General features: G+C 46.3%; 15 protein-coding genes and 1 pseudogene. 5 read left to right on the plus strand and 11 right to left on the minus strand.

The features are described 5' to 3' along the window. Positions 1–253: 253 nt before the first annotated feature. Positions 254–1750, minus strand: a complete 1497-nt coding sequence (locus AEA42_RS16575; protein ID WP_055648315.1) for an aldehyde dehydrogenase — start codon at positions 1748–1750, stop codon at positions 254–256. 281 nt (positions 1751–2031) lie between these two features. Between AEA42_RS16575 and AEA42_RS16580 the strand changes: the two genes are divergently transcribed. The 4 genes from AEA42_RS16580 (at position 2032) to AEA42_RS16595 (ending at position 6201) form a co-directional block, all read left to right on the plus strand. Beyond that, positions 2032–3372, plus strand: coding sequence for an aspartate aminotransferase family protein (locus tag AEA42_RS16580; protein WP_055648316.1), 1341 nt, complete (start codon positions 2032–2034; stop codon positions 3370–3372). A gap of 51 nt (positions 3373–3423) precedes the next feature. Next, positions 3424–4914 carry a CoA-acylating methylmalonate-semialdehyde dehydrogenase gene (locus AEA42_RS16585; protein ID WP_055648317.1) on the plus strand — a complete coding sequence of 497 codons (1491 nt, stop codon included), beginning with the start codon at positions 3424–3426 and terminating at the stop codon, positions 4912–4914. Positions 4915–4927: 13 nt separating this feature from the next. Then, the gene (locus AEA42_RS16590) at positions 4928–5299 is read left to right on the plus strand and encodes a cupin domain-containing protein (RefSeq protein ID WP_055648318.1); all 372 of its coding nucleotides are present in this window, start codon (positions 4928–4930) and stop codon (positions 5297–5299) included. Between the two features lie 179 nt (positions 5300–5478). Beyond that, the gene (locus AEA42_RS16595) at positions 5479–6201 is read left to right on the plus strand and encodes a TorF family putative porin (protein WP_055648319.1); all 723 of its coding nucleotides are present in this window, start codon (positions 5479–5481) and stop codon (positions 6199–6201) included. A gap of 92 nt (positions 6202–6293) precedes the next feature. On the opposite strand, the gene AEA42_RS16600 is transcribed toward AEA42_RS16595, so the two are convergent. The 8 genes from AEA42_RS16600 to AEA42_RS16635 form a co-directional block, all read right to left on the minus strand. Beyond that, positions 6294–7601 (minus strand): sugar MFS transporter, encoded by a 1308-nt coding sequence (locus AEA42_RS16600; RefSeq protein WP_055648328.1) that lies wholly within the window; start codon positions 7599–7601, stop codon positions 6294–6296. Positions 7602–7941: 340 nt separating this feature from the next. Beyond that, the gene (locus AEA42_RS16605) at positions 7942–9129 is read right to left on the minus strand and encodes a DUF5009 domain-containing protein (protein WP_140907384.1); all 1188 of its coding nucleotides are present in this window, start codon (positions 9127–9129) and stop codon (positions 7942–7944) included. A 137-nt stretch (positions 9130–9266) separates the two neighbouring features. Beyond that, a complete protein-coding gene (gene nagA, locus AEA42_RS16610) occupies positions 9267–10403 on the minus strand; it encodes an N-acetylglucosamine-6-phosphate deacetylase (protein WP_055648320.1) in 1137 nt (378 codons plus the stop codon). A 44-nt stretch (positions 10404–10447) separates the two neighbouring features. After that, positions 10448–11446 carry an SIS domain-containing protein gene (locus AEA42_RS16615; RefSeq protein WP_055648321.1) on the minus strand — a complete coding sequence of 333 codons (999 nt, stop codon included), beginning with the start codon at positions 11444–11446 and terminating at the stop codon, positions 10448–10450. Positions 11447–11511: 65 nt separating this feature from the next. Further along, on the minus strand, positions 11512–12414 hold the full coding sequence (locus AEA42_RS16620; protein WP_055648322.1) for a BadF/BadG/BcrA/BcrD ATPase family protein: 903 nt from the start codon (positions 12412–12414) through the stop codon (positions 11512–11514). A 222-nt stretch (positions 12415–12636) separates the two neighbouring features. Further along, positions 12637–15327, minus strand: a complete 2691-nt coding sequence (locus AEA42_RS16625; protein ID WP_055648323.1) for a family 20 glycosylhydrolase — start codon at positions 15325–15327, stop codon at positions 12637–12639. Between the two features lie 28 nt (positions 15328–15355). Then, positions 15356–16843, minus strand: coding sequence for a methyl-accepting chemotaxis protein (locus tag AEA42_RS16630; RefSeq protein WP_055648324.1), 1488 nt, complete (start codon positions 16841–16843; stop codon positions 15356–15358). Then, the gene (locus AEA42_RS16635) at positions 16843–17832 is read right to left on the minus strand and encodes a transporter substrate-binding domain-containing protein (protein ID WP_055648325.1); all 990 of its coding nucleotides are present in this window, start codon (positions 17830–17832) and stop codon (positions 16843–16845) included. The genes AEA42_RS16630 and AEA42_RS16635 overlap by 1 nt, the downstream gene beginning before the upstream one ends. Before the next feature lie 490 nt (positions 17833–18322). Here AEA42_RS16635 and AEA42_RS16645 point away from each other — a divergent pair, with 490 nt between their 5' ends. Further along, positions 18323–19231 carry a sulfite exporter TauE/SafE family protein gene (locus AEA42_RS16645; protein ID WP_055648326.1) on the plus strand — a complete coding sequence of 303 codons (909 nt, stop codon included), beginning with the start codon at positions 18323–18325 and terminating at the stop codon, positions 19229–19231. 60 nt (positions 19232–19291) lie between these two features. On the opposite strand, the gene AEA42_RS16650 is transcribed toward AEA42_RS16645, so the two are convergent. Continuing rightward, on the minus strand, positions 19292–19981 hold the full coding sequence (locus AEA42_RS16650) for a SapC family protein (protein ID WP_055648327.1): 690 nt from the start codon (positions 19979–19981) through the stop codon (positions 19292–19294). A gap of 35 nt (positions 19982–20016) precedes the next feature. After that, a pseudogene (locus tag AEA42_RS16655) lies at positions 20017–20958 on the minus strand (tryptophan halogenase family protein); the annotation flags it as partial. Positions 20959–21098 lie beyond the last annotated feature (140 nt).

Consider the following 21098-nt stretch of genomic DNA (forward strand, 5'->3'; position numbering starts at 1 on the left):
TTCTAATGGTGTTAACATGAAAAGTCACAAGCTAAGATCACAGTTTATAAAGTCAGGTTAGGAAGTCAGTGTATGGGTTTAACCTAGATATCTAGAGTGTAAGGTTTTAATAAAATCGCGAAAAATGTCAGTTATTCTGCACAGCAAACCAATGAAAATCCAAAACATCGAAGTAAAAAAGGCAATAAAAGGCCCCTTCCAATAACATTGAAAGAGGCCCAAGTATGCGTTAAAGCGTTATAGCACTATCCACTTATAGGACTATCCACGTTGCCTTGATTTCAGTGTATTTATCAAAGGAGTGTAGAGATTTATCTCGGCCATTACCCGATTGCTTATATCCACCGAAAGGTGCCGTCATATCGCCGCCATCATAATGGTTAATCCACACCATACCACTACGCAATGCTTTAGCCGTTTTATGCGCCTTACTGATATCCGCTGTCCAAACACCTGCCGCTAAGCCGTAGATGGTATCGTTAGCGATCGCAATCGCCTCCTCCATACCATTGAATTCAATGACAGATAATACAGGGCCAAAGATTTCCTCACTGGCAATTTTCATTTGGTTTTTCACATTTGAAAATACCGTTGGCTGCACATACACACCGCCCGTTTCGGCCAGCACTTGTTGTCCACCATGCACTAAGCTCGCGCCCTCATCTTGGCCCGCCTTGATATAGCTTAAGATGGTATCTAATTGCTGCTTATCGACCACTGCGCCGCTAACGGTAGCAGGATCCAGTGGATGCCCAGGCTGCCACGAGGCGAGCTCTTCTGCTATAAGTGCAATCAGCTGATCTTTAACACCAGCTTCCACCAGCAAGCGTGAGCCCGCAGTACAAACTTCACCCTGGTTAAAAGCAATGGCTTCAGCGGCAGCCACAGCCGCTGCTTTAAGATCGGGCGCATCGTTAAATACGATGTTCGGGCTTTTACCACCCGCCTCTAACCAGACCCGCTTCATATTCGACTCGCCCGCATAAATCATTAATTGCTTAGCGATTTTTGTTGAGCCAGTAAAGACTAAGGTATCCACGTCCATATGCAGCGCCAGTGCTTTGCCGACGGTATGGCCATAACCGGGGAGCACGTTTAGTACACCTTTAGGGATCCCAGCTTGAACGGCAAGTTCGGCAATACGAATGGCGGTGAGCGGTGATTTTTCAGAGGGTTTAAGGATAACACTGTTCCCCGTCACGAGTGCTGGGCCTAACTTCCAACAGGCCATTAGCAGCGGGAAATTCCAAGGCACAATCGCTGCCACCACGCCCACGGGTTCGCGAGTAATCATGCCGATTTCATTATGTGCCGTCGGCGCCAGCTCATCGTAGAGTTTATCAATGGCTTCCCCCGACCAACGAATGGCACGGGCAGCGCCCGCAATATCTACCGCCTTTGAAAAACGTATCGGTTTACCCATATCCAACGTTTCTAACAGAGCGAGTTCATTGGCATTTTCTTCCAATAACTCGGCAAAGCGGATCATCACTTGTTTACGTTTAACAGGCGTAGCCTTTGACCATACCCCAGACTCAAAAACCTCACGAGCATTAGCCACGGCGATATTGGCGTCCATCAAATCGCAACTGGCAACTTGTGCTAATAAACGACCATCGATTGGACTGATGCAATCAAAGGTTTTGCCTGATGTAGCATCCCGATACTCGCCGTTAATAAAAGCCTTGCCATTGATTGTTAGGCTTGCAGCGAGGTTTTCCCAATCGCTCCGTGTTTTAGGTGTACTCATGATGACCTCTTAATCGTTTGTATTCGTTTATTTTATCTTTATTAGGATAAGGGCTATCTCGACTAACAACTGCCAAAGATGACCTAAGGCTGTAACTGCTGCCTAGATTACGCTTTTAAGACATCAAAATTCAATATTTTTTACAAAAATAGCATTTTTGCCACAAATAACTGCACAGCACTCTTCCATGTTCATTATTTCTAACATAGCATAGCAAATATTAGCCACCCTTAACGAAGACCTGACCCCATTTAACAAGGAAAAGGACAAGGTAAACATCTATGGCCGACTCACCCAACAATCTCGCCCACGAGCATCCTTCACTTGAACACTATTGGATGCCTTTTACCGCCAATCGCCAATTTAAAGCGAGCCCTCGATTACTCGCCAAAGCTGAAGGCATGTATTACACCGATATCAATGGCAACAAGGTATTAGACTCAACCGCGGGGTTATGGTGTTGTAATGCGGGCCATGGTCGACGTGAGATAAGTGAGGCCGTCAGCAAACAAATTCGAGAAATGGATTACGCCCCCTCCTTCCAAATGGGCCATCCCATCGCTTTTGAACTGGCCGAGCGTTTAACCGAACTCAGCCCAGAAGGACTTAATAAGGTCTTCTTTACCAACTCAGGCTCTGAGTCGGTAGATACCGCCCTTAAAATGGCACTTTGCTACCACAGAGCTAATGGCCAAGCGTCACGCACCCGCTTTATTGGCCGAGAAATGGGTTACCATGGCGTAGGATTTGGTGGGATCTCCGTGGGAGGTTTAAGCAATAATCGCAAAGCCTTCAGCGGCCAGCTTTTACAAGGGGTGGACCATCTCCCCCATACCTTAGACATTCAACATTCCGCCTTTAGTCGTGGCTTACCAAGCCTCGGTGCTGAAAAAGCAGAGGTATTAGAACAATTAGTCACACTCCATGGCGCCGAAAATATTGCTGCCGTTATTGTTGAACCCATGTCGGGTTCGGCAGGGGTGATTTTACCACCACAAGGTTACTTAAAGCGCCTACGCGAAATTACCCAAAAATACGGCATCCTATTGATTTTTGATGAAGTTATTACCGCATTTGGCCGTGTAGGTGCCGCATTCGCCAGCCAACGTTGGGGCGTTATCCCCGACATAATCACCACAGCTAAAGCCATTAATAATGGCGCCATCCCCATGGGCGCCGTGTTTGTGCAGGATTATATCCACGATACTTGCATGCAAGGGCCAACCGAACTGATTGAATTTTTCCACGGTTATACCTATTCGGGCCATCCAGTCGCTGCCGCCGCAGCACTCGCCACGCTCTCAATCTACGAAAATGAGCAGTTGTTTGAACGCAGCTTCGAACTTGAGCGTTATTTCGAGGATGCCGTTCATAGCCTCAAAGGGTTACCCAATGTGATTGATATTCGCAACACCGGATTAGTTGCGGGTTTCCAGCTTGCACCTAATAACGAAGGCGTTGGCAAACGCGGTTATCGGGTGTTCGAGCGCTGTTTTCATCAAGGCACGCTCGTGCGGGCAACGGGCGATATTATCGCCATGTCCCCACCACTCATTGTTGATAAACATCAAATTGACCAAATGGTAAATAGTCTCAGCGATGCCATTCATGCCGTTGGATGATGCACAATTTTCAATCACACGCCCAGAAATTAGGGAAAATAAAGGTTAGCTATGCTTAAGATTACCCACTATGTGAATGGCCAACACACTCCAGCGAGTACAAGAAGCCAAGATATTTTTGAACCAGCCACCGGCGAATGCCGAGGTCAAGTATCCCTCGCCAGCAGCGATGAAGTCGCTGCCGCTATTGCCAGCGCCAAAACGGCTTTTGACGCTTGGTCACAGGTAACGCCCCTTAATCGCGCCCGTGTGCTTTTTAAATTCAAAGCGTTAGTCGAACAACATATGGATGAACTGGCGCAGCTCATCACCCTAGAGCACGGCAAAGTGCTCGATGATGCCAAAGGAGAGCTTATCCGCGGCCTCGAAGTCGTTGAATTTGCCTGTGGTATCCCACACTTGCTCAAAGGGGAACACACGCAACAGGTTGGCGGTGGTGTGGATTCCTGGTCCGTTAATCAAGCTTTAGGTGTTGTCGCTGGCATAGCGCCCTTTAACTTCCCCGTGATGGTTCCCATGTGGATGTTCCCAATCGCCATTGCCTGCGGCAACACCTTTATTATGAAACCCTCAGAAAAAGATCCAAGTTCAGTGATGCGGATTGCCGAGTTGCTCAAACAAGCTGGCTTACCTGATGGGGTGTTTAACGTGATCAATGGCGACAAAGAGGCCGTCGATACCCTGCTCACTCATCCAGATGTGCAAGCCATAAGCTTTGTTGGTTCCACTCCAATCGCTGAGTATATCTACAGCACCGCATCCACACACGGTAAACGAGTACAAGCCTTAGGCGGTGCCAAAAACCATATGCTGCTGATGCCAGACGCGGATTTAGATCAAGCGGTAAGTGCACTGATGGGCGCAGCATACGGCAGTGCAGGCGAGCGTTGTATGGCGATATCGGTGGTGTTGGCTGTGGGCGATGTGGGCGATAAACTGGTCGACAAGTTATTACCACAAATCCAACAATTAAAAGTGGGCAATGGCCTCACGCCAGAGATGGAAATGGGCCCCCTTATTTCCAAACAACACTTAACCAAAGTCACTGACTATGTAGAAACTGGAGTTCAGGAAGGAGCAACCTTACTGGTAGACGGCCGACAATTAACCGTTGCCGATCATCAACAAGGTTACTTCTTAGGGGCGTGTTTATTCGACCATGTCACGCCGGATATGCGGATCTATCGCGAAGAAATCTTTGGCCCTGTGCTATCTATTGTTCGAGTCAACGATTATCCCACTGCACTTACGCTTATCAACCAACATGAATTTGGCAACGGCACCGCCATTTTCACCCAAAGCGGTGAGGCTGCCCGTCATTTTTGTCACCATGTGCAAGTGGGTATGGTCGGCGTTAACGTGCCAATCCCCGTACCGATGGCTTTCCATAGCTTTGGCGGCTGGAAACGCTCACTCTTTGGACCTTTGCATATGCATGGCCCTGATGGTGTTCGTTTTTATACCAAACGCAAAGCCATTACCGCTCGCTGGCCTGTAGGCAAACAGACTCAAGCTGAGTTTGTTATGCCCACCATGAAATAATCCGGAGCCATTTATGACAGTGAGCGTCACGTCGATCATTCGCTTTGCCAGCGCACAATCGCCAGTGGAGAGCTATCAAGTCGCCCCTGAAAAGCGTATTGCAGGCAATCCCACCCAGCAATTGCAAAATCATTATTCTAGCCCTTGTAATCAATTCCATAGTGGAATTTGGCAAAGTGAATCAGGCGCTTGGAAAATCAACTACACTGAATATGAGTATTGTGAAATTCTCGAAGGAACCAGTGTGATCACCGATCTTGAGGGACAATCTCAAACCTTTAGCGTAGGTGATCGCTTTATTATTCCAGCGGGATTTCAAGGTGTGTGGCAAGTCGTCACCCCCTGTCGCAAGGTGTATGTCATCTTCGAACAAAACTCACAGTAATACAGAGGTGCATTTTGCCTCAATGAACAAAGTTAAAGTGAGTTAGCTTTACCGCCATGAGGTCACAGCAACGGAGTTTCCTTGGCTGTTGTTTGGCAAATTATCGGATGTACAGACCTGTTTTAAAACATAAAAGAAGCTTGTGCATCCGTGTCAATCAAGAAAATGGGAGAAATACCGTGAATAACAACCTACAGAAAAAACGGCTAGCACAACTTGCTGGACTCGCGCTTACTACCAGCTTATTTTCCAGCATAGCCAGTGCAGAAGTGTCTGGTGAGATTAGCTTAACTAACGATTATCGCTTCCGCGGTGTCTCGCAAACCGCTGGAGATCCCGCTGTACAAGGTGGAATAGACTGGAGTTTTGAATCAGGATTTTCCGTCGGCGCCTGGGCCAGTAACGTCGACTTTGATGAACCTGGTTATAATGGCCCAGATGTTGAGTATGACTTCTATGTTGCCTACGGCGGTGATATCAATGATAACGTCAGCTACGACGTGACACTGAACCGCTATAACTATTCGGGCGAGAGTGATCTTGGCTATTTCGAAGTAACGGCTGGCGTCGAGTTTAGCGGATTTCGCGTAGCCTATTGGTATACCAATGACTACGGTGGCACTGATTTAGATTACCACTACGGTGAAGTCAATTATTCCTATGAGTTTGTCGAAAACTGGAATCTCGATCTGCATTACGGCTACAACGTTGGCGATGCATTAGATGATGGTGAAGGCTTCGATAGTTACTCCGACTATTCTGTTGGTGTCTCCACGGAATTAATGGGATTTGGCCTTTCACTTGCTTGGCTTGGCACAGATTTAAGTGGCGATCAAAAAGTCTCCGACGGTGTATACCAAAACGACGATACCGTCCTCGCGAGCGTTAGTTACGCTTTCTAATAGGGTTATCTCATTAGACAAAACACCCTAGTACAAAAGTCATTAAAAAGCCCTCTTTCGAGGGCTTAGTTATTTTTGTCATGAATGTATTATTAATTTGAAGACCAACTGCGCATCTTATGGCCTTTGACTGCATAGAAGAGAATAAACAGATAACAAGGTAACATCACCATATACCCGCCCTGCTGCCCCATTTCGGTTGCCGAACTCATTAAACCCCAAGACACTGGACCAAAGGCACCGCCGGCAATCCCCATGATCAGTAGTGCTGAACCCGTACTCGTCAATTTGCCCATGCCCGACAAAGCAAGAGGCCATACGGCAGGCCATACAATCGCATTGGCTAATCCTAAGAAAGCAATCAATAGCAAGGTATCAGGTAAAGCTACGCCCCCAAAAGGCACCAACAAAGTGTTAGCAATAGCGTAGGAATTGTTATCCCCAAACAGAATGCCTAAGGTGAGTAATATGCCTAAAATTGCGGAAATCATCAGCGCTGTCGGTTGAGAAATAATGCGAGGGATAAGGATAATCCCCAGCGTATAACCCAGCACCATGCAAACCATAGTGTATGAGGTCATGACCCCGTAATGCTCAACGCCTAAAGATAGCGCAAAGGTACCTATAGTATCGCCAGCGATCACCTCTACCGCTACGTACACAAACAATGCCAACACACCAAATGCTAAGTTAGGGTGAGATAACGCCGCTTTAATCTGGCTTTTATCTGTATGCTCAGCGACTTCATCTTCATTAGATAATTCTGGTAATGGGGATTTTTTCACCGCCAAGGCTAAAACACCGATAAACACCGCCATGCCTAAGTAAGGAAAAACCAAACTATTGGCCATTTCATCAATTTGTACTTGCGTTAATGTTGTGCCGATACGGTCTTTAAAACTATCTAAAATCAACGCTGAGAACACTAACGGTGCAATCACCCCCGCACCTTTGTTCAAAATACCCATCACGCTAACACGCGCCGCCGCTGACTCTTCAGGCCCAAGACGAACAACATAAGGATTTACTGCGGTTTGCAGTAACGTCTGCCCCGCCCCCATAACTAATTGGGCAAATAAAAATAGGGCGAAGACTTGGGTCTTCGCCGCTGGAATAAACAGTAAACCCGCGAGCATCATCACGCCCATGCCCAAGGCCATCCCATTTTTGTAGCCCACTTTACGGATAAGCCACGCCGAGGGCAGTGCAGTAAAGGTCACCGCGATATAGAAAGAAAACAGGATTAATGAAGCTTGGAAGGGATTGAGTTGCAAAATTTGTTTTAAATAGGGCATTAAAGAACCATTCAACCAGGTTGCAAACCCGAGGATGAAAAAGAGGGCTGCCACTATCGCCATGGGGATAAAACTGCTTTTCTGCTGGCTTTTATCGAGTGTCATTTCCATAAACCTGCTTCTTATAGTAATTAATTTTAAGGTGATTGCGGGACAAAAATCCGCTGAGTATTGCACACATCCCTATTGCAACTCATCTGCAATGGCTAATGTTATCATTCGAACTCACCATTGTTTCAGTGATGTTAAAACAAACAACACAAAAAGACAACGCTGTCATTTGCAATTTAATCCTAAAATACCGCGTTAAACATCACAATAAACCCTAAACGCTTAGCTAGATCCTGATTTAAAACCAAAGATGCGTATGGCAACTATCAAACATGAAATAAAAAAGCCGCAGATATCGCTCTGCGGCCTGATAAAAGCACAAGATAATGAGAAATTAAATTCGCACAAAAATATTGCGACGATACATCCAATACAGCACTAACCATTGAACGGTGAGCAAACCAATCACGGCCGCTAAGGGCTGAGCATTTTCCGGTAATGCCGCGATAACGCCACCGAACACACTCTGGGCGATATACTTCCAATCCACTAGGCTGGAGGCTAGATAAATAATGATGGCGTTAGTACCGATTACCACAAACACAAAGGCGAGCTTTTGCCATTTCAGTACATCCACTAGGGCATAAAACAGCGCTAACAGCAGCATACTCCAACCTGAAGTGACCAACACAAAAGAGCTTGTCCACAGCTCTTTATTGACGGGAATAACCCCATCCAGCAACCAACCTAAGTCTAAACAAACACCACCGGCAACACTCAATAAGCCGACTTTAGCCCACTCACCTTTAGGATGTGATTTCACAATAAAGTGGCCAACAAATACACCCGCTAAGGCGTTGACTACGGCGGGCAGTGTCGATAACAGGCCTTCAGGATCGGGCGTTCGTCCTTGATAGCTCACACCCGGCAGCAATAGGCTATCCACATAAGCATTGATAGAGTCAGTCGGTGATAACACTCCAGCCTGCCCACCAGGAAACGGCAACCAGAGCTGCACCGCGCCATAGGCCACTAATATGCCCAAGGCCACCAACACTTGGGTCCGTAAACTGGTATGCCACACCAGCAAGGCGGCAAAAAACCACGCAAAGGCAATTCGACCTAATACGCTGGCATAACGGACTTTTTCAGGATCGGCAGGCGCCCCAGTTCCCCAACCATGGTTATAAAGAATCCCAAGCAATAAAAGAAGAAACAGCCGCTTAATCCCGTGGCGATACACAGGCATACGCTCATGCATCGGCAGTTTATCTAAGCGTTTTGGCGATAATCCAAGGGCAACACCGGAGAGGAAAATAAACAGCGGAAAAATCAAATCATAGAAGCGAAACCCATGCCACTCACTATGGTGCATTTGGGTATCACCCCATTGCCAGCCCGCCCAGCCCGTCAACATAAGCAAGGCGCCAAATAGGGCTTCGCCACCTAAAATCCAAAACATATCAAAGCCACGCAGGGCATCAAGGGACATCAACCGCGGTTTTGACTGACTCTTTTTCGCGGCAGCCACCTGAGCATTAACGCCCGTATTGGCGATAGATCCCGGCGCAGTCGTACTCATACCATTATCCTTTATTATTGTTATTTAAATTATTTTTCGAGATGTTGAGCAAAATGCAGACTGTACAATAAAAAAACTTAGCCCCTGTCATCAAAATCTGACAAGGGCCAAGGTTAACGCTTTACGGACTCAACACACTAAGGGCGAACATAAACCGCATTTCCAGCAATATAGTTGGCCAACACTTGATGCTGATTATCCAGCAGCAATAAATCGGCGCGCTGCCCTACGGCTAACCGACCAACACTATCGGCAATGCCAAGGAACTCGGCAGGATACAAGGCCGCCATTCTCAACGCTTCACCTAGCGGTAAGCCAAGCATATTCACCGTATTTCGGACTGCACTTGCCATGTCTAAAACACAACCGGCCAGCTCACCGGTGACCGCATTTAATCGGTCACCGACTCGCAGCACCTGAGTACCAAACAACTCAAAACTGGTTTCATCATCCATACCCACAGGTGGCATGGCATCAGTCACTAACATCATCTTGCCACGGGGTTTAGCGCGTAGGGCAATTCGAGCGGCAGCAGGATGCACATGGTGACCATCGACAATCAAACCACACCAAGCCGTTTCGCTCTCAATTGCCGCACCCACCACACCAGGCTCGCGGGAACCTAAGGGCGACATCGCATTATATAGATGGGTAAAACCTGTCGCCCCAGCCTTTAAAGCCGCAACAACCGTATCGTAATCTGCGTTGGAATGCCCTAAACAGACCTTAACTCCTGACTCGACTAATAAGCGGATCACCTCAGGAGAAACGTTTTCAGGTGCTAAGGTGACAACGCGGATACCTAAATCCTGACGACAAAATATCGCCAGTTCGGCTTCGGTGATCTCACGAATAAAGCCTTGTGGATGAACGCCTTTTTTAGGCACAGATAAATGCGGACCTTCGAAATGCACCCCTAATACACCAGCACTTTTTTGCGCAACCGCAAGAGCAACGGCATCGGCCGCCTTAGCCATCACCTGCACATTATCGGTAATCAGCGTGGGTAAAAAACCTGTGGTGCCAAAACGCGCATGCGCCTTGCCTATGGTCTCGATGCAAGCGACTGTAGGACTAGTATTGAATAATGCTCCGCCGCCGCCGTTAACTTGCACATCGATAAAACCTGGCACCAGCGTTCCTGTATAGCGGACTTCTTTAGCACCAAGAGCGGTATCAAAGCTTGCAATCAGGCCATCCTCAATGGTGACAGGCACATCCTGATGGAAGGATTCGCCATCAAATAATTGCTCGGCAATTAAAGTGAATTTCATCCCAAACCTCTTTTTTAAATTAACACGGCGACAACGACCATCTTCTACAGCGTTTGAGTGACTTTTTTCAGCCCTGCTGGTTGGTCTGGATCAATACCACGGGCAATCGCTACTGCGGCAACATCAATATAAAAACGCTGCAACAAAGCTAACGGCGCTACACGTGGGTGAATATCCGTCGATGTTTGATTTAAATGGACTAAATCGGCACCACGTTGGCTCACATTTTCAATCTGTTCGATATGGCTAGCGTAAGACTCATCGCCAATACACACATCCACAATCGTGAGTTTTTTCTCAACTAAGGTCACTGGACCATGGAGAAACTCTGCGCTACTAAAGGCTTCAGCGTGGATTGAGCACACTTCTTTTAACTTAAGCGCAATTTCCTTAGACACCGCATAACCTAAGCCACGGCCTAACACGACTAAGTTTTTAACGTTTTCAACTGACTCAGGCGTCAGTTGTGGCTCAGCATCAACCGCCATTTGCAGCGCTTGTGGTAAAGAGCTTACCGCTGCGGCAAGGGATTGGCTCTGCGTCCATGCCGAAGCTAATTGTAAAATCGCCGACAGAGTTGCGAGGTAACTCTTGGTTGCAGCAACGGCTTTTTCTTCGCCTGCACGTAATGGCACCACCACATCGACGATGTCCTTAATTGGCGCAGTTTCATCGTTCACTAACGCCACACAAAACGCGCCAGCGTTTTTCGCCATACGCGCTTGGGCTAAAATATCAGGGCTGCGGCCAGATTGTGAAATTACAATCACTAATCCGCCTTCTAACTTCAAGGTTTTACCATAAACGCTGGCTACCGATGGTGCAGCGGCAAACGTTGGCACACCGACTTCGATTTCAAACAGATACTTAGCAAACACGCCGGCATGATCCGAGGAACCACGGCCAACGATCATCACAAAACGAGGATCAAAAGCACGCAGTTTTTCACCTAACTGCTGCATAAGATCGGCGTTAGCAGCTAACTGACCCGCAATTTTCTGCGGTGCGGTACGCGCTTCTTGTTCCATAATAGTGTTTGTCATGTTTTTTACCTTCAGATCTGATACTTATTCAGTTTTAGTACTCATGTGCTAAAACGACTTGTTTATTAAACTGTTGCTGAATTAAATTGCTGCTGTGCGTAGTACATAGCACCCAATTCTGGCGGCGCTAAGGTCTCAGAAATCTTTGCCACCACATCGCTACCAAGCCATGCCTGTAAAGGTTCAGCTAAGCCACCAATCATCGAGAAACGTACAGGGTTAAGCGTAAAGAGTTTTCGCGCCATTTCGCTAATATAATCAGCACCTTCTTGTACTATCGCGATAGCAACTTGATCCCCGGCGTTAGCACAATCGAGCACGTTTCTCGCAAACTGCGCATAACAACTTGAAGACTTGCCCGCGAGGTGCTCAACGATACCCAAGGCATCTTTCACCCCTAAATGGCTTAACAACATCTCAGTTAAGGCGGTCGGCGTGGCAAACCCATCGAGCGCGAGTAGCACATGCTCGGCAGCTTTGAGCCCTAGCCATGCACCACTGCCCTTATCACCTAACGCAAAACCATGGCCGCCAATGCTCAAACTAGCATCACCAACATGGGCATAACCGCAAGAACCCGTGCCGGTAATAATCACCGCACCATCCGCACCACAATGTGCACCAATGCACGCGGTATGCAGATCGGTGGTGACATACATGGCGGCAAACGGATGCTGCCAGTTAACAATATCCTGATACAGGCGCGGCACATTGACTCCCGCGAGGCCCAATCCCGCCACCAGCAAATGGCTATCAGTCGCTTTCATCCCGGCATCTAACAGAGCTTGATGCGTCGATGCTTCAATGGATTCAAATGTTTGCGCAAGACCATGTAACGGATTAGCGCGCCCAGCAACACCTGTCCCTAAAACGGTACCGTCCGCAGTATAGATAGTGGCTCGGCACTTACTGCCGCCCCCATCAACACCGATAAACAGTTGTTGATCTTTTGTCTGGACTAACCCCATGACATCCCTCTTCATCTCTTAATGCAGCGCTACCGTTGCTTATACTTATGCCGTTAATACAACACTCAACTTTAGTTAACTCAATGTTACAGCAAAAATGACAGCGTTGTCATTTACTTTTTGAAGCAATTTATAATCAAATGTCAGGCGAAAGAATTGACTGAAAGTGAAAAAGAAAAAGGCTGTATTTTTCTTTTAAAATACAGCCAGATACATAACAGATTAATTAACGATTAAGCTTCTGCCTTTGCGGATACCATCAGCAGCAATAGCACGGATCTCAACAGGCGCAGTTACCGCCTGCCCTGCTTGATAGGATTGCCATTGCCCACTCGCTTGTCGCCACTCAATCTTAAGTCCTGGATAAGCCACGTTGGCAAACAGTTTACCGTCACGGATCTCGGCGCCGATAGTCGGCACTCGGTAATCGATACCTGCCTTATCGAGTTTAATAAACTCCTTATGCCCTAATGTGTTGGCCATTTGCTGCCAAGATTGTGCCTGCGCGTCACGCATTGCCGCAGTAAAGTGCCCAGTGCTTTGGTTATATAATGCACCTTGATATTGGTAAGGCACTTCCCACTCTGCTTGATGCCAAGCACGCTCAGCCAGCATCAATAAACGCGGGAAAATCATGTACTCAACGGTATCGTTGCTGCGAATGGTTTCACTCCACAACTGCCCCTGTAAACCAGCAAAATTTTTACCTTGCTCCCGTGGTCCAGATTTTTTGCCTTTCTCATCGATTCTTGCCCTATCGTCGGCTTCAAAAGGCAGATTTTGCAAGTCGGTCCACTGCTCTGCATTCGCCACTAAGTTATCAGGCATAAAGCTAAACACTTTGTGCGCGTTGGTGGCACGGCTTGCCCAGTAATAGCCGTGCTCTTTAGGATCGGCTTCGTAGGGAAAATCAAAATACAGCACTTCAGGATTAGAGAGCACCACATCCCAACCGTTGTTCACTTGCTGATTGGCATGCTCATATCCTTTATAGGCGATCACATCCCAAATATTAGATTGGACTTTAGCTGGCATATAACTTGGGCGAACATGGCTCATGCCATCACTCCAACCTGCGGCTTCGATGCCTTTTTCCGCCAGTTGATTCGATATCCGCTCAATAAAGTAAGCGCCTAAATCCTCGATGGATTTCACGCCTTTATCGTTATTGGCTACAAAGGATAAACACTCAGGAGATTGCTTCCACGCTCCTGCGGTTTCGTCGGCGCCGATATGGTATCGAGTTAATAGTTGACCCGCGGCTTGGTGTAATTTGGCAATTTCATCAATCACTTTATCGACAAACTGATAGGTCGATTCCATACAGACGTTCAGGGTGTTGTCGTTGTAATACTGCACCGAAGAATACACAGTTGTATCAGCCGCATCCGACAACAAATAGGCTTTCGCCTCAGTAGGCTTGCCTTGGGCGAGTAATTTACGGTAACGCGCCTCCATGGATTTTATCGCCGCGCGGCTATGGCCAGGCATGTCCATCGAAGGGATCACTTGAATTTGGCGGGCATCGGCGTATTTGAGAATATCGATGTAGTCTTGTTTGCTATAGAAACCATTAACGCTCGACTCGGCAAAAGGACCACTACCAAGCTGCGGTAGCAAACAGGTAGTTTCCTCAAGATCGTGGCAACGCTTACTACCAATATCGGTCAGTTCAGGCAGGCCATCGATCTCTAAGCGCCAACCTTCATCGTCGGCCATATGTAAATGCAATTTGTTGAGCTTGTACGCCGCCATTTGATCAATCAGCGCAAAAATCATCGCCTTACTGTGGAAATTACGGGCCACATCGATATGCATACCGCGGAATGGATACCTTGGGCTGTCCTCAATCGTCATGGTATTTACGCGCAGATCCTGCACATCAATCAAACTAGCAAGTGACGATAACGCATAGGAAAATCCTGCCGCATCACCTGCTGCAATTTTGATACCATCGGGTTTGATATCCAGCAGATAACTGCTCTCTACGCCTTGGCGCCAGCTCAGTTTCACCACTAAGCCTTGGTCTGACTCTTTAACACCCAAACGTGCTAAGCGTTCAAGCGCCGCAGCCACTTGCTCGGTTTTAAAAGACTGATTTTCAGCGGATGGACTCAATACTGACGCGACATCCAATTTAATGCCAGAGGTGAGTGATACCGCTTTATCGTGAGAATGGATCGTCACTTTTTGCGGCGAAGGAATAATGGTATTGACCACTAAGCTGGCATCTTCACTGACATTTTGGTTATTGCTAAATAACTGCGCTGGCGTCGCAGGCACTAATTTATCCGCATCAGTACGGCGATACTGTTTCACCATATCGGTGAACGGCTCAACATAGGGACGCACTTCCATTCGAGTATCAGGATCTTGCTGCACTTGCGTGCTGGCAATCACCACTGGCGATAAATCCCCAGCAACGATGTAATAGTTTGGCATGGCATCGGTTTCGGACAGTTGCCAAAGCTCACCACGGAACCTTAAGGTCTTTTTAACCCCTTTGTTAAAACCGCTGAATGCCTCAGTAGGCGCAATGCGATAAAGATCACCCTTGATATGAGTGATGGAAAACTCTTTGCCTTCAACCGATTGCACCGGACGCATCTGGCTAAAATAAATCGCCCAGTCATGACCTTTGAGATCAACGCCAGGGACAAAATCAATTTCAGCTACAAAACAACGACCTTCAGCGGCGGCTTTATCACAGTTATTATCGGGTCGGTTGGTGAGCACGCGATAACTCACGCCCAAGGTATCCCCAAACTGCTGCAATTGCGCTTGGGTTAATGACGCAGGCGTGGCGAGCTCGGCTGAGCTTGGCACTGGCACATTCACTGTTTTAGGCGCTTGGCTACAGGCACTTAAACCTAATGCAAATAAAATGGCGGTGGCGGCAATCGTTTTATTCATGATATTCCTTTTCTAGCTTCAGAAATGGCTACAATCTGAAGGAAGTTACTAACGTCCGCAGTCTTTCCCCTTGGTGAAACAGTCGCTCACTCGATAGTGCTAAGTGCTCACTATCGAGGGAGGCTGAACCTGAGACATTGGCAAGATCATTTAATGTACGAGAAATCGCTTCGGTGACGCAGGTCTGCTCCTGCGCCGCATGGGAAACTTCGATATTCATATTACTGATATTGGAAACTAAATCAGTCACTTTAGATAGAACGAGCTTAATTTCTTCCGAGCGATTGACCCCTTGATTGGAGAGAGTCTGACTCGATTGCATCACATTCACGGTTTCGGCAACTCGGCTTTGCACCTGTTGGATCATTTTTTGGATTTCACCCGTCGCCTGTTGGGTGCGACTCGCTAAAGAGCGCACTTCATCGGCAACGACGGCAAAACCACGCCCCTGCTCACCGGCTCTAGCGGCCTCGATGGCGGCATTTAACGCCAGCAGATTAGTCTGTTCGGCAATGCTGCTGATCACCACTACAACTTCATCAATACGCTGGGTTTCCTGTTGTAACTGCGACACCGACTGAGCCGAACGTGCTAACTCAGCCGCAAGTTGGCGAGTAATGGCTAAGCCCGAGTCAAACTGACGCTGACCATCGTCAACCGCTCTATCGGCTTGGGTTGCCGCCTCGGCGGTACGTTTAGCATTGATGGCCACTTCGTTGGCACTGGCACTCAATTGAGTCACGGCCGTTACCGCGGCTTCGGTTTCTTTAAGCTGAGCTTGCACCCTTTGATTGTTGCTTTGCGACAACGTGCCCAGCGCCTTAGCATCACCCAATAGCAGAGCAGAGGTTTCATGCACCCTTGAAATCGTACCGTGAATGTGTTCGACAAAACCGTTGAAAGCATTGGCAAGTTTGCCGATTTCATCTTCGCTCTCCACGGGTAATCGATGACTTAAATCGCCATCACCATTAGCAATCTCTTCTAACGCGGTGACAACCTTATCTAATGGGGTGATCACTAAACGCTTTAAAATAATGAAAATCACGAAGAGGCTGCCCGCTAAAATCAACAAAGCCTGTATAAAGTAGCTCAGCAACAACTCGGATAACTGCGCTTTTACGGGCAAAATGGAAAAAGTAATGGTTAAGCGTCCGGTAGGATTACCTTGGTCGCTAAACTGTAACTCTCTTGTTTGTAGATAGTTGACGGCAACTGCCTCGGCTTGTTTATCCTCTGCGAGCAGCTTACCGCGATGATCAACAACGGTAATTTGATAAATTTGTTTAGACTTTAACATGACGGATAATACAGCCCGGATCTGTTCGTAATCGTAGGTAAAAATCGGCTGTGCCATTGTGACTTGCAGATTAGCGACCGTATTGTCTTCAAAGGCCATTTCGCTGCTCATTAACTTATTGCTCGCCAACCAATAGGACGCCCCAAACAAGGCGCTCACTATCATAAATATCGCCGCAGCTAGCCCAATTTGTACTTTTAAGGCTAAATTTTTCATTATGTTGCACCTTGCATACTAAATAGATCTAACCACAGCTCCTGGCGTTCAATCGGCGTTAAGGGATGTAAATCTGGCGTATCTAAGCGGATAATCACGCGCCGCTCAAACTGCGCATCACGGTAGAGCTGCTCAATCTTAAGTTCACGATTAAACATTTCATCGAAGCTACCGTCGCTAATCATGTGTTCAAGCCCCGCTAAGATTGCCTCAGCTAACTCGGGGCGTTTTGGTGAGACAAAAAAATAGGCCGGAGAGCGATATTGCAGCAGGATATGGCTATCAATCTTAAGTGCGGGATCGGGGTGGCTCGCAAGTTCATCGCCGATTTCCTGTGCGCCAAGCGCAAGGTAGTCGAACCGTCCACCTTCTAACATAGGGTATAGATTGGTGTACTGATAGCTCGTTACCAACGGCACACCATTGGCTTCGAGAATGCTCGCATCGGGCCAATAACGGTTTTGCCCAGCGGTTAATTGTTTAAAATCCGCCAGTGTTTTTACGTTGGCAAACTTAGCCTCATCACTCTTACGGATAATTAATAATCTGTTACCAAGCAATCCCTTAAACAGTGGGATCCGTACGGGCAGCATGGTTTCCTCAAGCTCTTTGGAAGTCATGCTCCAAAATACGTCAACAGTGCCGGCAAGTGCTTCTTCTGCATTGCGTTTTTGGTTCATCTGCGTCGACATTTGTTCTACTTGATACGTCTTGCCGGAGCGGCGCAGCGCCTCTTTAAGCAGATTAAACTGCCATTGCTGTTGGATGGTAGTCACTATCTTGATAGGAGTGGGATTGCTTGCCGAAGAAGTGCCAGCCGCAAAAGCAGCATTAGTAAGCGTGAACGACATTTGCTCCACAGCGGCTATCGCGGTGAAACTCAACGCACACAGCATAACGCTCGGCCAGAGTCCCAAGATGGACATCAACAAACGCTTAGCCAGAGTTGTCACTACGCTGCAAAGCAATGTAGCAATATGAATAACCATGAATCGCAGCCTCTTTTATAACTGGAAAATCCAGCGAGTTTTATTTATTAATGCCGCTAACTTGTTTGCTTATCCTAAGCAAGGTCGCTCTACCTAAAAAAATGGCTGGGCACTGCTTACAGTACCCAGCCAACGCTAGTTTCTGGGGAGAGACTATCAAATATTAAAGACAAACGTACCGCCGCCCGACCAGCAATACTTCTGCCAAACACATGAATAAGGAGACCTCATCCTCTTCATGCAGACCTTACTAAACAACGCATCACACAAGCATATGACAGCGTTGTCATTCATTAAATTACACAAGAAAGAACAGGATTTCTACATTTTTTTGACAAATAGCTTTATATTTTTAAGTCAGATGAATTTATTCCTTAAATTTCATTTAGTTAAATTAAAATCTATATTTATCAACCTATGTGACAACGCTGTCTTTGACTGATAACATAGGCGCAACAACTCAAACGCCACACTCAGTTATCTTAAAAAGATGCTCACATATATCCCTACCTTTAAGCGTAAAAACACCTTCAGCGGCCAATATTATCGGTCGTTAACGGTACTGCTCACTCTGTTAAGCACATGGATAGTTTGGTTTGTTCAATTCGCACAACCATTTGAGTTAATTAAAGAATATGGCAAGTTTATATTTTTAGGGATAACTGGAGCTATCTTTGCTAATTCAACTGGAGCAGGCGGAGGCGTTATTTTCATCCCAGTGTTCTCTAGTTTAGATTTTACAGAAACTCAAAGCGTTTCAACGTCTTTTATGATCCAGTGTTTTGGCATGACTGCTGGCGCAATTTCATGGTCAAGATACTATCAACAACATCACCATACGGATAAAACCTGGTGTGGTTTTATTCCATGTATCTTGCTTTGTGCATGCTTTTCAGTACTTGGCCTTTGGAGCAGCGAGTTATGGCAACTAACTTCGCCCTCTTCGCTCCACACCAGTTTTAGCCTTTTCTCTATTGCGCTTGGGATAGCAATCATTTTCAGCAGTCAACGCCGCTATTTGCAAAGTAATAGTCTTAAATCCGTAGACTATTTTTGTTTAGCGGTCATTGGTTACTTTGGCGGGATCATCACCGCTTGGTTGTCTGTTGGTGTAGGTGAACTGATTGTAATCTATCTGATGTTACGGGGTTTCTGCGCCAAGATGGCCGTCGCGGTTGGCGTTGTGGTATCGGCCATAACCGTTTGGTCGGCAAGCCCAATACACGTGTTCTCCGACCACAGTCACGCTTTATATGAATTAGTGCTATTTGCAGGACCCGGTGCAATTATCGGAGGATTGTTAGCCCGCAAGCTGGCGTTATTTCTCCCAGTCAAAACCTTAAAACTGTTTTTTGCAAGCTGGATTATTTTGACTGGGAGTGTGATGCTAGCAAACTAAATAGCCCCAGTTATAATAGTTCGTTTTAATATTATTAAAACGAACTATATAAAATTGAGTTTATTTTTCCATCACTAAATCAATTAAATTTAATGAGCAAAGATGCGCATAAATAGCCGAATAGAAACCTCGTTTAGCAAAATCAAGCAATGTCGTATCGTCTAGCTGCTGCAGTTTTCCTTCATCAATGGTATATATTCCATCAATATTAGTTTTAGTGCCATCAAGCGTAGTCACTGTTAATATACGTGGTTGCAACAGTCCATGATTGAGTAACACTTTGATAAAGTACTTTGTCATCTCATGATAACTAGCCTGTAAACTCGCCAATTCAAGTTTTTTTGATAAATAGACCGTTTGATTGCCTGAATCATCAAATAAACGATGCGCTTCATGTTCTGCCACTGATGAATTATTGACATCGACACCCAAGATAATGTTGTCGTTATCTATATAACTCATTCCAAATGGATACAATTGAACTTGAATAGGTAAATAGCGACATTGCCACTGACCGTTTTTGAGCAACTTATTAGTATTAGGCTTAAGTGCAGTAATCGCAATGGAGAGGAACTCACCAGTTTGAGCGTTTTTTGTAAACACGATAGGGAAACTGGTCGCAGCAGACATAAACTCTTGAACCTGAAGAGGGAGCATATGCATAGTCTCAAAAAGGCTGTAATCAACCTTATCCCCAATCGCTAAATTTTTATGACTTGCGTCATTTAAAGGTACAAATTGTGTTTTCATTTTATTTTTCCTTTTTACACATTAAAATAAAGCGCTTAGATAGCTTGCAAGCCATAAGTACAAATCTTATCAATCAATTCTCTATGTTCTGGTAACCCCTCAAACATTTGGCGCTTCACATTAGACATGTTACTCATATAAGCATTCAAATTAGCTTTTGCGACTAAACCTCTATCATGCGGTTGAGTCGGATATTTCATCCCATAAAGAACATATAAGTAATTATCTAAGTTAAACACCTCAAACTTTGAGGGGAAATCCTCTGCAATAGGGCTAAATGACTTCCACATGTTAAGCCGCTCTTTTAACGGCTCAGGAATTGTCTCTTCACGCTGATTATCAAGCCAAAATGCCGAGTCATTTCTATCTGACAAACAATAATGCAATTTGGCAAATTCGACGACCCTTTCCCATGCGTGGTTAACAGTGCGATTAAAACGCATTGATAAGTAATCCACCTCATCTTTATTAGCAGGGAAACGTTCAGCAAGAAATCGAGCAGAAAAGTCCGTTAATAAAATTGAAGTCGCTTCTATGGGTTCTAAAAAGCCCTGTGCCAGCCCTAATGCAACGCAGTTTTTGACCCAAAATTGTTGACGATAACCTACCGTCATAGGGATTTTGCGATGGGGAATATCGGCAAGTTTACCACCAAGATAACGGTCAAACTTTTGTTCAGCTTCAGTTTGATTCATATGCGCTGATGAATATACAAATCCTGTACCGCGGCGCTGGGTAAGCGCAATATCCCAAATCCACCCGGCTTGATGTGCTGTTGCTTTAGTATAAGGAGGAATAACATCAGCAGGCTGAGTCGGAATTTGCGCAACTAATGCCGTATCAATAAAAAGTTGCAGCGCTTTACTGATAAATGGCACTTTTAATGCCTTAGCTAACAAAATAGATTCAAAGCCACTGCAATCAATATAGAAATCAAAAGATAGATTCCCCTGCTCAGTCTGCAATGACTCGATAGCGCCATCTACACCTCGGTGTTTTTCAAGGTAGTTGTCACTCTTTGCTTAAATATTAAGCTGCATTTATTACCCCTTCTATTGGTGCTTTATCTGGGTTTAGGGTCACGGGCCCAACTGCCTCACAATTTCTCACGTCTTTA

The organism is Shewanella sp. Sh95 (assembly GCF_001308045.1).
Lineage (GTDB): Bacteria > Pseudomonadota > Gammaproteobacteria > Enterobacterales > Shewanellaceae > Shewanella > Shewanella xiamenensis.

What these genes read in the sequence shown, in the direction of transcription:
- AEA42_RS16575 (WP_055648315.1), bottom strand. Translation starts at nt 1,750, where the DNA reads ATGAGTACACCTAAAACACGGAGCGATTGGGAAAACCTCGCTGCAAGC.
- AEA42_RS16580 (WP_055648316.1), top strand. Translation starts at nt 2,032, where the DNA reads ATGGCCGACTCACCCAACAATCTCGCCCACGAGCATCCTTCACTTGAA.
- AEA42_RS16585 (WP_055648317.1), top strand. Translation starts at nt 3,424, where the DNA reads ATGCTTAAGATTACCCACTATGTGAATGGCCAACACACTCCAGCGAGT.
- AEA42_RS16590 (WP_055648318.1), top strand. Translation starts at nt 4,928, where the DNA reads ATGACAGTGAGCGTCACGTCGATCATTCGCTTTGCCAGCGCACAATCG.
- AEA42_RS16600 (WP_055648328.1), bottom strand. Translation starts at nt 7,601, where the DNA reads ATGACACTCGATAAAAGCCAGCAGAAAAGCAGTTTTATCCCCATGGCG.
- AEA42_RS16605 (WP_140907384.1), bottom strand. Translation starts at nt 9,129, where the DNA reads ATGAGTACGACTGCGCCGGGATCTATCGCCAATACGGGCGTTAATGCT.
- nagA (WP_055648320.1), bottom strand. Translation starts at nt 10,403, where the DNA reads ATGAAATTCACTTTAATTGCCGAGCAATTATTTGATGGCGAATCCTTC.
- AEA42_RS16615 (WP_055648321.1), bottom strand. Translation starts at nt 11,446, where the DNA reads ATGACAAACACTATTATGGAACAAGAAGCGCGTACCGCACCGCAGAAA.
- AEA42_RS16620 (WP_055648322.1), bottom strand. Translation starts at nt 12,414, where the DNA reads ATGGGGTTAGTCCAGACAAAAGATCAACAACTGTTTATCGGTGTTGAT.
- AEA42_RS16625 (WP_055648323.1), bottom strand. Translation starts at nt 15,327, where the DNA reads ATGAATAAAACGATTGCCGCCACCGCCATTTTATTTGCATTAGGTTTA.
- AEA42_RS16630 (WP_055648324.1), bottom strand. Translation starts at nt 16,843, where the DNA reads ATGAAAAATTTAGCCTTAAAAGTACAAATTGGGCTAGCTGCGGCGATA.
- AEA42_RS16635 (WP_055648325.1), bottom strand. Translation starts at nt 17,832, where the DNA reads ATGGTTATTCATATTGCTACATTGCTTTGCAGCGTAGTGACAACTCTG.
- AEA42_RS16645 (WP_055648326.1), top strand. Translation starts at nt 18,323, where the DNA reads ATGCTCACATATATCCCTACCTTTAAGCGTAAAAACACCTTCAGCGGC.
- AEA42_RS16650 (WP_055648327.1), bottom strand. Translation starts at nt 19,981, where the DNA reads ATGAAAACACAATTTGTACCTTTAAATGACGCAAGTCATAAAAATTTA.